A 14,223-nucleotide genomic window follows, 5' to 3' on the forward strand; every position below is an offset into this window, starting at 1 on the left:
CTTACACCCCCTGGGATTTCTTGGTCCTCCATTTATATCTTGTTCCACTTACTTTAATATACTCATAAATTATGTTCTTAAATTCTTTATCTATAAAAAGTACTAAGGTTAATAGAAGGAAGTTAAATACAACTGCTAAAAATGGATGGGAATCTAGAAAAAATTCAATACCACCTAAACATATGATAAAAAATGATAAGTATGGATATATTGCCTTTTTGGCAATAATCCAACGATTTGGATTGTAAATCCAAAATCCTAATAGGGCAATTCCTTCAATCATAACACCTGCGAATGCTGCTCCAGTTACACCAAATAACCTGCTTAAAAACAAATAAAGAAAGACTCCTGAAATTACTGCAATCGATTGAACAATGGTACGAAGAGACTGTAATCCCTTTGTCGTTAAACCATCTGCTAATGCAATATTAATTGCCTGTAAGGTAAGCATTAAGGATAAAATTTTCAGTGGAAATGATGCATGAATCCACTTATCACCAAACAGTAAATCTATTACAACATTTGACATATAGTAAAAAGGAATTGTCATCGCCATTCCTACTAATGTCATGATCTTGATAAGCGTTATGTTGTATCTTAAATGATCGTCTAATAGATTATTATTAAAGGCTCTGAATAGTACAGGGTAATAAGCTCCAGCAATAATAAATGGAATTTGCTGTAATGCCTGGGGGATTCGATAAGCTACTGCAAATAATGCAACTTCTTCTAGAGTTATGGTCTTTTCCAGCACTAGGGGTCCTAAATGCGGAAGCATTACAAAAAGCAATCCACCTAAAGTAAATGACCCTAGATTTTGTAAAAGTCCTTTATGGAATTTACCTTTCAATCGAATGTTAACATTTCGACTTACTAGATAGACCCCAACCACACCCCCGGCAAAATAAGACAGACCATATAAAGTGGTAATAATCAATGGCTTAAGGCTAAAGTGAATCCCTACTGTTAGGGTGAGAACTAAACAAACAGAAGAAATAATTCGTATCATCCCGTTATACTGCATTTTCTCAATCATTTGAAAAAACGTTGTACCGATACTTTGTAGGGCAATTCCTAAAACCATCGGAATAATTAAATAATACGCTGTTTGTATTAACTCTTTATTCCCTGAGTTTGAAATATGAATTACGACAAATCCACAGATAAATGTTGCTACAAGTAAAACCATTCTCATTTTCACATATGAAGAGATTAGGATGGATAGATCCATATCCTTTTTAGATCCTTCTCTTAAGACAATGGTACTTAGTCCAGCATCTGTAAAATATCCCATAATCATTGCAAATGCTAACACAACACTAAACATCCCATAATCATACGACTTTAAATAATTGGCTAAAACGATTAGTGCCGTAGCATTTAATACACTAGATAGTGCTGTACTATAAAACAGATGAGTAATATTTTTTGCAATAGAATTTTTCTTTAATTTCTCCATAAAAATAGCCACCTTATATTAACAAACACCTGATTAAAGAAGTCTTCCCCCTAGTAATTATCCTGTTTGATAAATAACTCCTACAATTCTATTGTTTTTTCTATCCAAGTAATCTTTTGTTAGAAGTACATCTTCTTTCTTCGTTTTATTTTCTTTTAGCACTAAAATAACACCATCACATTGATTTGCTAGAATATGAGAATCTGATGCTATTAAAAAAGGTGGGGCATCAATGATTACCACATCAAACTCCGACACACAGTTACTAACAAATTCCTTTACTTTACTTGCTATCCATATTTCTGAAGGATTTAAAGGAATAGGACCAGTTGGTAAAACGAATAGTCCTGGGACAAACGTTTCTTTAATATAAAGTTGGATGTTTTCTTCATCCAAAATCACATTTGTTAATCCACTCTCATTTTTTATCTGAAACAAACTGTTTAATGAAGGTTTCCGTAAATTGGCATCAACAAGTAGTACCTTTTTTCCTTGCTCAACAAAAGCAATTGCTAATTTAGAAGAGATAATAGATTTTTGTTCCTCATTACGTGGCGATGTTACCATTAATAATACCGAATCACTAATAGATACTTGATCTATATTCGTACGAATCATTCGGATTTGTTCTGTACTGATTGAATCTTCATTAAGCTGAAGCCTTTGCATTATTTTTTTTGTTTCATCCCTTTTCTTATACACTGATTTGCCCCCTCTTATTATCATTTAAGACGGCTGACTGTTGCTTCCTTTTGTTTTTATTCATAAATTTTCTTTTGCTATTTTTTAAATTTATTTGTCCTAATACTGGTAAACCTACAATACCTTCAATCTCTTTTACATCTTTAATCGAATCGTCCCAATACTCTCTAAACATTGCAAGGCCAACTCCAAGGAAAATTCCAATCACTGAACCAATTGCGACGTTTAAAGACAAACTCCCAACGATCTTAATCGAAGGATCTCCATCTGTATCACTTAATAGCTTTATATCCTTAACATTAAACAGCTCATACATTTTATTGACCGATGTTTTAGCTATGGTATGTGCAAGCTTCTTAGTACTTTCCAAATCATGATCCCTTACTACTACATTGATAATTTGTGAATTTCTATTATTTTGTACAACTATCTTTTTCTCTAATTCGTCATCATTTATACTAAGCTCTTTTTTAACAGAATTTAGCACGATTGGACTCTTTATGAAATCAATTGTTGAAGCAAGCAGCATACTAAGTTCTTGTGTATCACTATAATTACCCTCTTCCTTTGTAAGTTTGCCAATTAGGATATTTTCAGTAGCTTCATAGGTTGGCTTTAATAAAAATAGGGATAAACCAACAGTCAAAAGAGATACACATATTACTGTAAGAATGATGGTTACTATTCTCTTTCTAATAATTCGAAGGAACTTTTTTAGATCTATTCTTTCGTCCATTGTGACCTCCAAAAACTAATATATTTATTACTCAGTTTTTACCATTTTAATCAGTCATGAGAGAACTGAAACATCCCGCTCCATCGTTAGCAATACATTTATCCCTCTAATTACTCTTTATAACGAACACAAAGGTGCAAATTAACAAAAAAGTGTTGGATTCTACTTTGAATTCATCGCGTCTTCTTCTGGAGTAGAATAATAATTATGTACTCCTTTATCCTTAATATAGTTTGATCCTATATTCGAATATAAACTATTTCTCATAGACTCTTTTGAAAATTCTATTATTGGATTATTGCCCTTTACTATATGTGCGTCCCATATTAAACCTTCAAATTTATTATCAGAGCCACTTACTGTTATTACTTTTTTAGTATATTTAGAGACTTGAATTTGAAGTCCATTAAAATCATTACCAGAACTTTCATTTGGAACACTCATCGAGCTATTAATGTCAATACAGCTTATACAGTCATCCAAGGTTAGATTAATAAATCGATTGCCGTTAATAAAGCTATATTTATTACTATCCTTTGGTTTTTCAGCTTCCAATTTAACACCGGTATGAAATCCTGCAATTCTAATATCAGTAAAATTAACAAAACAAATGAATTGACCTGGGCCACCAGCATAAAGATTAAGACCAGTACCCTTATGTGAACCGCTAGTGTTTACGATTGTAACATTTTTGATTTCTGTTCTATCCCATGACCAAAATTTTTGATTACCGTCTAAGTAAATAACATCTGAATCAAAGTGATCATCTATTATTTCAAAAATTCCATTTGAAATTGATGCATTTTTTTTCACATCAATTACCTGAAAGTTCCCTTCTATTATTAACCTAGTATTTTGACCAAATTCCAATTCAACACCCTCTTTTAAAACTAATCCTTTCTTTAGAATATAACTCTTATTTCCAAGTAACTTTACTTTTCCAATTTTTGTTTCCTGACTGTAATTTATTGCTTCTTGAATGGATCGTGAATCGTCTTTCAAATCATCACCGTTAGCTCCAAATTCATCCACATTCACATATTCGTTTTGGCCAGTGCCAGTCCTTGTAGCGACTTGATGCTCATTTTTAAATAAAAAAAGAAGGCCAACAATAAAAATAATGGCTGAAATATATATAGTTGTACTCCTTCTACTCATAATTCTCTCCTTACAATCCCTTAATTGATTCTTTATATAATTAATTATAGTTCATTATAATGAACAAATCAACAATATTATCCCATAAATAGGTAATTACGCTCGGGAATGTTCTGATTTTCGTAATCCATTTTGATTTTGACCGACTGCTGTTGTCCTTTTTTTACTCCGATTATTTTTAAACCAGTCATAAGTTTTCTCTAAACCAGCCTGAAAATTATGAAGTGGTTCCCACTCCAGGTCCTGTTTAATCTTTGTATTTTCCAACCTAGAAAATTTGATATCACCTTGCTTTGGCTCTTTATAGATTACTTCTTTTATATCTTCCAAATTTCCGAGAGTATAAATAAAATCGTTCACACTTGTCTCTGTATTAGTTGATAAATTATAAACCCCTTTGAGATCATATTCGACGCCGCGATAAATGGCATAGGCAACATCTTCTACATATATAAAGTCCCTAGTTTGCTCTCCGTCACCAAAGACCTGCAGGGGCTCTTGCTCTAAAACATTGTTAAGAAAAATGGAAATGACTCCACCTTCACCGACCGTTCCTTGTTTAGGACCAAAAACATTCGAAAAACGGTAACAAAGTGTTTCAACCCCAAACATTTCAGTCCACTTTTTACAGTATAGTTCCCCTACCCATTTATTGATTCCGTATAATGATAGAGGATCACATAAAGCATCTTCTTTCAATGGAATATTATCATTAAGACCATAAACGGCTGCTGAAGAAGCAAATACTACCTTTTCCACTCCATATTTGGTTGATAATTGAAGTATATTTGTCAATCCTAGGATGTTTGATTGAGAATCTAGGTATGGGTTCACCATTGATGTTCCGACATTTACTTGTGCTGCCAGATGAATAACTACATCAAATCTATTAGATTGGAATACACCCTCACACGTTTGGTCTTCTACGTTTAATTGATAAAATTTATGTTTGAACTTCACATTATCCTTATTTCCTGTAGAAAGGTTATCAATAATGTAGACTTCATCACCTTCCTTAAAAAATCTTTCAGAAACAAAGGAACCTATAAAGCCATAACCACCAGTTACAAGGACCTTCATATTTTCACCTCTATATATTTTGTCTAATTGTTATAACTATTTTTTGACTTTTTGTAGGGCGTTTCTTAACTCAATTAAGTCTTTCTCATTTATCAATCCAGATTCTAGTGCAATATTTATGAAAATATTCCAATTTTTAACATTTCCCTTACCATTATCATGTGTATCAGATTTTGCGGTATCTTGGCTTAAAAGTGTTTGTATGTCTACATCTAGTATTTTGGCTATTTTTCCCAAAATTTCAATTGAAGGGTTACTCTGGATATTTCTTTCGATTTGACTTAAGTAAGATTTTGAGATAGATGTTTTCTCAGCTAATTGAGATAAGGTAAGGTTTTTCTCTTTCCTTAATTTTTGAATTTTTTCTCCTAACATAATAGGCCTCCTAAAATAAATTTCACTCCTCTCTTAAATATCATTATAGTAAACATTTCGTTCTTTGTAAAGAACGAAGATAATCACCTAATACTTTTGGTAAGTGCTTTATTACGAACAACACTTAACCATTAACTCATTTTTAATAAAATAAATTGACACCACCGCTAAGTTGTAGTAAATTTTATAAATAATCTAAATATTACTTTCTTATCAAGAGAGGTTGAGGGAATGGCCCTGCGACACCTCAGCAACCATCAATGGATCGCCATTGAAAAGGTGCTAAGTCCTGCAAATTAGTCGTTAATTTGCAAGATAAGAAGAATGACTTTTTGGTCGTACTTACAAAAGCCTTTCTTCTTATAGAAAGGCTTTTTTATTTAATAATTTTTATACAACACAAGGAGTGGTAGTCATGTACAAAATTGATACGAAACTTGCTCAAATTGGAAATCGCAGTGAAACAACAACTGGAACCGTAAATCCGCCTGTATACTTCTCAACAGCCTTTCGTCACGAGGGAATTGGTCAATCAACTGGATTCGATTATATCCGAACAGGGAACCCAACGCGCCAGCTTCTTGAAAAAACTATTGCCGATTTAGAGAACGGCGATCAAGGATTTGCCTGCAGTTCTGGTATGGCAGCAATCTTAACCATACTTGCTTTATTTCAATCCGGTGATGAATGGCTGGTAAGTGAGGATTTATACGGCGGTACCTACCGTTTATTAGAAAAAGGCTATCAAAAATGGGGCTTGAAAAGTCAATATGTTAATACCTGTTGTCCGGAAGAGATTGAAAAGAAAATTACGCCGCAAACAAAAGCGATCTTCCTTGAGACACCAACTAATCCGCTTATGCAGGAATCAGATATTGCCGCTGTTTCAAAAATTGCCAAGGAACATGGACTATTGCTAATTGTGGACAACACTTTCTATACGCCACTGTTACAACAGCCGATTACCCTTGGTGCTGATATTGTCATCCATAGTGCGACGAAATACTTAGGTGGCCATAATGATGTTCTAGCCGGGCTTATTGTCGCTAAAGGAAAAGAGCTTTGTGAAGCATTGGCATTCCATCATAACGGTGCTGGAGCGGTCTTAAGCCCATTCGATTCTTGGTTATTAATGCGCGGTATGAAAACATTATCACTTCGAATGGAAAGACATGAAAAAAATGCTAAGAATATCGTCGAATTTCTTTCCCTGCATGATGCTGTCACAGATGTCCTCTATCCGGGACGGGGTGGAATGGTTTCCTTTAGAATCAAGGATGAAGCTTGGGTTAATCCATTTTTACAAGGCTTAAATCTAATCAGCTTTGCGGAAAGTTTAGGTGGAACGGAAAGCTTTATCACTTATCCAGCAACGCAAACCCATGCGGATATTCCTGAAGAAATCCGAATTCAATCCGGCGTCTGCAATCGTTTATTGCGTTTCTCCGTTGGACTTGAGGATTCACAAGACATAATTGAAGATTTGGAAAAAGCTTTTGCCCATGTTCAAGAAGGAGTGATTGCATAATGGCACACGAAGAATACACATTTGAAACCAGGCTCCTTCATAATAAGCACAAAATTGATCCTACAACAGGAGCGGTTAGTGTACCCATACAGCATGCATCGACCTTTCACCAATCTGATTTCGATCAGTTTGGCAAGTACGATTATGGCCGCAGTTTAAATCCGACAAGGGAAGCACTTGAGGATGTCATTGCTGAACTTGAAGGTGGGTTAAAAGGCTTTGCCTTCGCATCTGGTATGGCCGCCATTTCAACGGCATTTCTCCTGTTATCTGCAGGTGATCATATTGTCATTACGGAAGATGTCTACGGCGGTACATTTCGGATGGTCACAGAGGTCCTCACGCGGCTCGGAATTGAACATACCTTCGTCGATATGACGAATTTAAATGAAGTAAAACAAGCCATTCAGGCAAACACAAAAGCGTTTTATGTGGAAACACCTTCGAATCCGTTAATGAAAGTGACTGACATTAACGCGATTAGCAGCTTAGCTAAGGAGACGGGCGCGTTAACATTTGTCGATAACACCTTCCTTACCCCCTCCCACCAACGGCCATTGGAGTTAGGTGCCGATGTCGTGCTCCATAGCGCGACGAAATTTTTATCGGGCCATAGTGATGTTGTTGCTGGACTTGCTGTCGTCAAAGACGAAAACTTGGCGAAAAGATTAGGTTTCTTGCAAAATGGGTTTGGGGCAATTTTGGGTGTTCAAGATGCATGGCTCGTTTTAAGAGGGATCAAAACGCTGCACGTCCGACTGGAACAATCACAAAAATCGGCTATTAAACTAGCGGAATTTTTAGATGCGCATCCGCTTGTTGAAAAGGTTCATTACCCAGGGTTGGAAAGTCACCCACAATATCAAATTCAGAAAGCGCAAGCAGCTGGTCCAGGAGCGGTCTTATCGTTTGAATTGGCTAATGAAGATGCACTTCGCACCTTTCTTGCCAATGTAAAAATACCTGTATTTGCTGTCAGTCTCGGAGCGGTAGAATCGATTCTTTCCTATCCAGCAAAAATGTCCCATGCAGCCATGCCTCAAGAAGAGCGAGAGAAGCGCGGGATTACAAATAGTCTGGTTCGCTTATCAGTTGGACTTGAAAATCCTGATGATTTGATTAAGGATTTTTCACAGGCACTTGAGCAAGTTCGCGATAAACATTTGGTATTACATCAAGGAGAATCATCATGAGCTTTTTAGATAAATTAAAAAATCAAATCTTAATTGCCGATGGAGCCATGGGCACTCAATTGTATTCCTATGGAAAGGATAGTTGTTTGGAGGAACTGAATCTTTCCCAGCCCAAACACATCCAAACTATCCATAATGCCTATATAGATGCAGGTGCTGACGTGATTCAGACCAATACTTATGCGGCAAACTATTTAAAGCTGCAGAGGTATGGTTTGGAGGATTCTGTAAAGGAAATTAACAGTGCTGCAGTCTCTATTGCTAAAAAGGCAGCTACCCAAAACAATACGTACGTCCTTGGAACTATTGGTGGAAATCGAGGAATTAAGCCTGATTCCATTTCTATAGAAGAATTAAAGAGAAGCTTCCGGGAACAATTATATTGCCTCCTTCTTGAAGGAGTGGATGGCTTATTGCTTGAAACCTATTACGATTTTGAAGAGCTTGAAACCGTTCTAACGATTGCTAGAAAGGAAACAAAGCTGCCCATTATCGCGCAGGTCTCCCATCAAGAGCCCGGGTTTTTGCAGGATCGAACTCCTGTCAATGACGCCTTAAAAAGACTTGAAGGCCTGGGAGCCGATGTGGTCGGGCTTAATTGCCGTCTAGGCCCCCATCATATGCTATTAGCATTGGAACAGATTGAATTACCAGCACATGCTTTTCTATCTGCTTACCCAAATGCCAGTCTTCCAGCCTATACGGACGGAAAGTTTCATTATGAAGGAGATGCCGATTATTTCCGAAATTCAGCAAAAGCTTTCCGTAACCAAGGTGTACGGTTACTTGGCGGATGCTGCGGGACCACTCCTGACCATATTAGAGCATATGCTTCTGAACTAAAGAATAGTGTTCCAATTACTGAAAAAGTAGTAAAATTAGAGCCAAAGAAGATAATCGTTGAATCTCTTGCGCCAAAAAGGGAGTTTACTCCCCTGCAGGAACTCGTGAAAGAGAGACCATCAGTTATCGTTGAATTAGATCCACCTAGAAAACTAGATACAACAAAGTTTTTCCAAGGAGCTAAAGCCTTAAAAGAAGCGGGAATCGATTCGATTACCCTTGCTGATAATTCACTAGCAACGGTCCGAATTTCCAACGAATCGCTTGGCTATTTAGTGAAACAGGACTTAGGAATGCGGCCACTCATTCATATTGCGTGCCGTGACCGCAATATTATCGGCTTGCAATCGCATTTAATGGGTCTGCATACACTTGGGATGAATGATGTTCTTGCCATTACCGGTGATCCTGCAAGAGTTGGCGATTTTCCAGGTGCATCATCTGTTTACGATGTGTCCTCCTTTGAACTTATTCAAATGATTAAGCAGTTGAATGAAGGATTGTCTTTTTCTGGGAAAGATCTGGGGCAAAAGACAGACTTTAGCATTGCGGCAGCCTTTAATCCCAATGTCCGCTCACTGGAGAAGGCCGTGAAGAGACTTGAGAAAAAAGTTCATTATGGGGCAGATTACTTTATCTCCCAACCGGTTTTTTCAGAGGAAAAATTACTCGAAGTTTATGAACATACAAAGCATCTTGATGCACCAATCTATATTGGCTTAATGCCACTAACTAGCAGCAAGAACGCTGAGTTCCTCCATAATGAGGTACCTGGTATCAAGATTGCCGATACGATCCGCCAGCGGATGGCCCAACTGAATGATGATCCGCTTCAAGCTGCCCGAGAAGGAATTGCGATTACTAAGTCACTAATCGATGCAGCCTTAGATTTATTTAACGGTATTTATTTGATTACACCATTTTTACGTTATGAATTAACTGCTGAATTAGCGTTATATACTCGTCAGCGGGCTAGTGAAATGAGGGGGAGCAACTATGCCGAAAACACCATTTAATGAACAACTCCAAAAACGAATCCTCGTCATGGACGGGGCAATGGGGACAATGATCCAGCAAGCAAATCTTACCGCTGAAGATTTTGGCGGTGAACAGTATGAAGGCTGTAACGAGCACTTGAATTTAACCGCGCCAGCTGTCATCGCTAATATTCATCGTGAATACTTAGAGGCTGGGGCAGATATCATTGAAACCAATACATTTGGGGCGGCAAGCCTGGTTCTCGATGAATATGAACTTGGTTTTAAAGCCTATGAAATTAATAAAATAGCTGCCTTTCTTGCTGTGAAAGAAGCTTACAAAGTTTCAACTGATGAGTGGCCGCGTTATGTGGCAGGCTCAATGGGCCCAACAACAAAAACCTTAAGTGTAACAGGTGGAACTACTTTTGATGCACTTGCAGCCGCATACGAGGAACAAGCCATCGGCCTAATTGATGGCGGTGTCGATTTACTGCTTCTTGAAACGAGTCAGGATATGTTGAATGTGAAAGCGGGCTATGTTGGCATCGAAAGAGCGTTTGAAAAAACCGGCAAAACACTGCCGCTGTTTATATCGGGGACAATTGAGCCAATGGGGACGACACTCGCTGGACAGTCAATCGAATCGTTTTTTATCTCTGTTGAACATATGAATCCTGTGGCCGTTGGACTTAACTGCGCAACAGGTCCTGAATTCATGCAAGATCATGTCCGCTCATTAGCAAATCTAGCATCGACAGCAGTCAGCTGTTATCCAAATGCAGGTTTGCCTGATGAAGAGGGTCATTATCATGAAACACCTGAGACTTTGGCTAAAAAGCTGGCTGATTTTGCCGCCCATGGCTGGCTAAATATTGTTGGTGGCTGTTGTGGAACAACTCCTGACCATATTAGGGCGATTGCCGATGCGATGAAAGCCTACCAACCAAGAGAATTTAAGCCTTCATCAGTTCATATGGTTTCCGGGATTGAACCATTCATCTATGACGATCCAACGTTAAGACCGATTATGGTCGGCGAACGGACGAATGTGATTGGCTCACGTAAATTCAAGCGGTTAATCACCGAAGGGAAATTTGAGGAAGCGTCAGAGATTGCACGAGCCCAAGTCAAAGGCGGCGCGCATGTAATTGATCTTTGCCTCGCCGACCCTGACCGTGAAGAAATGGTTGATATGGAAAACTTCATTAAAGAAGTCGTCAAGAAAGTAAAGGCTCCCCTTGTGATCGATTCAACCGACGAAAAGGTCATCGAGAGAGCCCTTAAATATTCACAAGGAAAAGCGATTATCAATTCGATTAACCTTGAAGATGGTGAGGAACGATTTGAAGCTGTTGTCCCATTAATCCATCGCTATGGTGCTGCTGTCGTTGTAGGCACCATTGATGAGGAAGGCATGGGAGTAACTGCGCAACAAAAGCTAAAAATTGCCAAACGGTCACATGATTTATTAGTGAACAAATATCATCTGAAGCCGCAGGATCTCATTTTTGATCCGCTCGTTTTTCCAGTTGGTACAGGTGATGAACAATATATTGGTTCCGCCAAGGCTACAGTAGAAGGCATCCGGTTAATCAAGGAGCAACTCCCGGAAGTACAAACGATTCTTGGAATTAGTAATGTATCTTTCGGATTGCCTCCAGTCGGTAGAGAAGTTCTAAACTCTGTCTTCCTTTACCACTGCACCCAGGCTGGACTTGATTATGCTATTGTTAATACAGAAAAACTTGAACGGTTTGCATCTATTTCAAAAGAAGAAGTTCAATTAGCGGAGGCCCTCTTGTTTGATACAACAGATGAGTCGCTCGCTACATTCACTGAATTTTACCGTGGTAAAAAGAAAGAACCGAAAACAACCGTTCCAAATATGACCTTAGAAGAGAGACTCGCCTATTATGTGGTTGAAGGTACAAAAGAAGGCTTGCTGCCGGATCTAGATCTAGCGCTTGAAACGTATCCTGCCCCGCTTGATATTATTAATGGACCATTAATGGATGGGATGAAAGAGGTTGGCCGACTCTTTAACGACAACCAGCTCATCGTTGCTGAGGTGCTCCAGAGTGCTGAAGTAATGAAAGCAGCCGTTTCGCATTTAGAACCTCATATGGAAAAAGGCGATGTTTCTGCTACAAAAGGGAAAATCATTTTAGCTACCGTAAAAGGCGATGTTCATGATATCGGTAAAAACCTCGTCGAAATTATTCTCAGCAATAATGGCTATGAAGTAATCGACCTTGGGATTAAGGTGAATCCAACTGACTTGGTTCAAGCCATTCTTAGAGAAAAACCAGACATGGTTGGTTTATCGGGTTTGCTGGTTAAATCTGCCCAGCAAATGGTGTTAACAGCTCAGGATATGAAGGATTCCGGTATTGCAGTACCTATCCTCGTTGGCGGTGCAGCTCTTTCTCGGAAATTCACAGATACGAAGATTTCCAAAGAATATGACGGCCTTGTCCTTTATGCAAAGGATGCAATGAATGGTTTAGCCATTGCGAATCAATTGAATTCGGAAGAGGAAGTTCAGAAATTAATGCTTGAGAAAAATGAAAAGCTAGCCTCTTTAAATGTGCCGAGGGAGTATGAACGCCCATCCACTGTTTCCGTTGCCGTAAAACCGAAGCCAGCGGTATCGACAAAGGCTCCTGTATTTACGCCAATGGATACAAAGCGACATATCCTTAAATCGTATTCACTTTCTCATATCGAACCATATATCAATATGCAAATGTTGATTGGCCATCATCTCGGTGTAAAAGGGAAAATTGCGAAGTTGCTAGCTGAGAAGGATGAAAAGGCTGTTAAGGTAAAAGAAGTCGTGGATCAATTACTAGCAAATGCTAGTGCAAACAATTGGATTACGCCTGCCGCTGTTTATCAATTTTTCCCAGCACAATCCGATGGGAATAAGGTTATTATTTATCATCCTGAAAATCCTGATCAAATTTTGGAAACGTTCGATTTCCCACGTCAGGAATCAGCACCAGGTCTTTGCTTAGCTGATTTTCTAAAGTCAGTTGATAGCGGTGAAAAGGACTATGTCGGCTTCTTCACCGTTACGGCTGGTAGAGGAATTCGTGAAAAGGCAGATCAATTTAAAGCGGAAGGACGCTTTTTGGAATGCCATGCTCTTCAATCATTGGCACTGGAAACAGCGGAAGGCTTTGCGGAATTAATTCACCGGCAAATGCGCGATCGCTGGGGATTCCCGGATCCGCTCGATTTTACCATGCAGGACCGTTTTGCCGCACATTATCAGGGACAGCGTTTTTCGTTTGGATATCCAGCATGTCCAGAGTTAGAAGATCAGAGAAAGCTGTTTAAGTTGATTCAACCGGAAGAAATCGGAATTCAACTAACAGAAGGCTGTATGATGGAACCGGAAGCGTCTGTTTCGGCGATGGTATTTGCCCATCCAGAAGCTAGGTATTTTAATGTGTTAAGATAAGGTTTTTATATGAGATTCCGCGGAATAAGTTCGTCATTCCGCGGAATTTTTCTTTTTCCGTGAGCACCTCTTGTCGTTATTCCGACAAAAGTGGATTGAATTCCGCCAATGTTGTGTGGAATTCCGCCAAACCAAAACATGATTCCGCCAACTTTGTATTTAATTCCGCGAACCGGATTTACAGCCTTAAATCTGTGAGCCTCCCTTGACATTTTCCAACAAATCTACTATAGTTACCTAGGTAACTAATTAGTAATTTTTGAGGTGACCTACATAAATGAATAGCCATGAATTATTCCATACGCTGCATCAGCTATCACGCCATCTTACCAATACACTCAATGAAGCATTAAAACCATTAGGGTTATACGGGTCACAATGGTCTGTCATTTTTGTTTTAAAAACCAAAGGCTCTTTAAGCCAAAAAGAACTTTGTGATTACTTATTTGTTGAGGCACCTCCAATGACCCGTACCATTCAACGGCTTGTTAAGCAAGGATACGTACGTCAGGTCCCCGGTAAAGACAAACGAGAGAAACTGATTCAATTAACAGATGTGGCGTTAAAGATGTTCCCCGAATGGGAAAGAAGAGTCTTTGAAACGAATCAGTCAATATTGAAGCATTTCCCAGAAACATCACAAGAAGAGCTTTTAAATTTGCAAAAAAGCTGGTTGCAACAGCTTTTATAAAAGGAGCGGATC

12 protein-coding genes and 1 riboswitch are annotated in these 14,223 nt (G+C 38.5%); of the genes, 5 read left to right on the plus strand and 7 right to left on the minus strand.

Features of this window, described 5'->3' with window-relative positions; translation table 11 throughout:
- Position 1: 1 nt before the first annotated feature.
- From J7E63_RS18700 to J7E63_RS18725, 6 genes are all read right to left on the minus strand, one after another.
- A complete protein-coding gene (locus tag J7E63_RS18700) occupies positions 2-1,459 on the minus strand; it encodes an oligosaccharide flippase family protein (RefSeq protein WP_215015074.1) in 1,458 nt (485 codons plus the stop codon).
- A 57-nt stretch (positions 1,460-1,516) separates the two neighbouring features.
- Positions 1,517-2,161 carry a CpsD/CapB family tyrosine-protein kinase gene (locus J7E63_RS18705; RefSeq protein WP_215015076.1) on the minus strand — a complete coding sequence of 215 codons (645 nt, stop codon included), beginning with the start codon at positions 2,159-2,161 and terminating at the stop codon, positions 1,517-1,519.
- Complete coding sequence (locus J7E63_RS18710; protein ID WP_215015078.1) at positions 2,154-2,897, minus strand: YveK family protein; 744 nt, start codon at positions 2,895-2,897, stop codon at positions 2,154-2,156. Before J7E63_RS18710 ends, J7E63_RS18705 begins: the two co-directional genes overlap by 8 nt.
- A 162-nt stretch (positions 2,898-3,059) precedes the next feature.
- The gene (locus J7E63_RS18715) at positions 3,060-4,055 is read right to left on the minus strand and encodes a glycoside hydrolase family 55 protein (protein WP_215015080.1); all 996 of its coding nucleotides are present in this window, start codon (positions 4,053-4,055) and stop codon (positions 3,060-3,062) included.
- 96 nt (positions 4,056-4,151) lie between these two features.
- Entirely contained in the window at positions 4,152-5,135 is a 984-nt protein-coding gene (locus J7E63_RS18720; RefSeq protein WP_215015082.1) for an NAD-dependent epimerase/dehydratase family protein, read from the minus strand.
- Positions 5,136-5,171: 36 nt separating this feature from the next.
- Positions 5,172-5,510 carry a helix-turn-helix domain-containing protein gene (locus tag J7E63_RS18725; protein ID WP_215015084.1) on the minus strand — a complete coding sequence of 113 codons (339 nt, stop codon included), beginning with the start codon at positions 5,508-5,510 and terminating at the stop codon, positions 5,172-5,174.
- Between the two features lie 207 nt (positions 5,511-5,717).
- Positions 5,718-5,832: riboswitch (SAM riboswitch) on the plus strand.
- A gap of 93 nt (positions 5,833-5,925) precedes the next feature.
- Between J7E63_RS18725 and J7E63_RS18730 the strand changes: the two genes are divergently transcribed.
- The 4 genes from J7E63_RS18730 to metH are packed head-to-tail and all read left to right on the plus strand — an operon-like array spanning position 5,926 to position 13,520.
- The gene (locus tag J7E63_RS18730; protein WP_215015086.1) at positions 5,926-7,038 is read left to right on the plus strand and encodes a methionine biosynthesis PLP-dependent protein; all 1,113 of its coding nucleotides are present in this window, start codon (positions 5,926-5,928) and stop codon (positions 7,036-7,038) included.
- Positions 7,038-8,231 carry a cystathionine beta-lyase gene (gene metC, locus J7E63_RS18735; protein WP_215015088.1) on the plus strand — a complete coding sequence of 398 codons (1,194 nt, stop codon included), beginning with the start codon at positions 7,038-7,040 and terminating at the stop codon, positions 8,229-8,231. The genes J7E63_RS18730 and metC overlap by 1 nt, the downstream gene beginning before the upstream one ends.
- Positions 8,228-10,090, plus strand: a complete 1,863-nt coding sequence (locus tag J7E63_RS18740) for a bifunctional homocysteine S-methyltransferase/methylenetetrahydrofolate reductase (protein WP_215015090.1) — start codon at positions 8,228-8,230, stop codon at positions 10,088-10,090. Before metC ends, J7E63_RS18740 begins: the two co-directional genes overlap by 4 nt.
- Positions 10,071-13,520 carry a methionine synthase gene (metH, locus tag J7E63_RS18745; protein ID WP_215015092.1) on the plus strand — a complete coding sequence of 1,150 codons (3,450 nt, stop codon included), beginning with the start codon at positions 10,071-10,073 and terminating at the stop codon, positions 13,518-13,520. The genes J7E63_RS18740 and metH overlap by 20 nt, the downstream gene beginning before the upstream one ends.
- A gap of 5 nt (positions 13,521-13,525) precedes the next feature.
- Here the strand turns inward: metH and J7E63_RS18750 are convergent, their stop codons facing one another.
- A complete protein-coding gene (locus J7E63_RS18750) occupies positions 13,526-13,732 on the minus strand; it encodes a hypothetical protein (protein ID WP_215015094.1) in 207 nt (68 codons plus the stop codon).
- Positions 13,733-13,797: 65 nt separating this feature from the next.
- Here J7E63_RS18750 and J7E63_RS18755 point away from each other — a divergent pair, with 65 nt between their 5' ends.
- Entirely contained in the window at positions 13,798-14,211 is a 414-nt protein-coding gene (locus tag J7E63_RS18755; protein ID WP_088089423.1) for a MarR family winged helix-turn-helix transcriptional regulator, read from the plus strand.
- Positions 14,212-14,223: the final 12 nt, after the last annotated feature.

It is taken from the genome of Bacillus sp. ISL-75, from assembly GCF_018613095.1.

Bases quoted from the DNA above. Each gene is read 5' to 3' on its own strand.
- J7E63_RS18700 (WP_215015074.1), bottom strand. From the start codon at position 1,459: ATGGAGAAATTAAAGAAAAATTCTATTGCAAAAAATATTACTCATCTG.
- J7E63_RS18710 (WP_215015078.1), bottom strand. From the start codon at position 2,897: ATGGACGAAAGAATAGATCTAAAAAAGTTCCTTCGAATTATTAGAAAG.
- J7E63_RS18715 (WP_215015080.1), bottom strand. From the start codon at position 4,055: ATGAGTAGAAGGAGTACAACTATATATATTTCAGCCATTATTTTTATT.
- J7E63_RS18720 (WP_215015082.1), bottom strand. From the start codon at position 5,135: ATGAAGGTCCTTGTAACTGGTGGTTATGGCTTTATAGGTTCCTTTGTT.
- J7E63_RS18725 (WP_215015084.1), bottom strand. From the start codon at position 5,510: ATGTTAGGAGAAAAAATTCAAAAATTAAGGAAAGAGAAAAACCTTACC.
- J7E63_RS18730 (WP_215015086.1), top strand. From the start codon at position 5,926: ATGTACAAAATTGATACGAAACTTGCTCAAATTGGAAATCGCAGTGAA.
- metC (WP_215015088.1), top strand. From the start codon at position 7,038: ATGGCACACGAAGAATACACATTTGAAACCAGGCTCCTTCATAATAAG.
- J7E63_RS18740 (WP_215015090.1), top strand. From the start codon at position 8,228: ATGAGCTTTTTAGATAAATTAAAAAATCAAATCTTAATTGCCGATGGA.
- metH (WP_215015092.1), top strand. From the start codon at position 10,071: ATGCCGAAAACACCATTTAATGAACAACTCCAAAAACGAATCCTCGTC.
- J7E63_RS18750 (WP_215015094.1), bottom strand. From the start codon at position 13,732: ATGTCAAGGGAGGCTCACAGATTTAAGGCTGTAAATCCGGTTCGCGGA.
- J7E63_RS18755 (WP_088089423.1), top strand. From the start codon at position 13,798: ATGAATAGCCATGAATTATTCCATACGCTGCATCAGCTATCACGCCAT.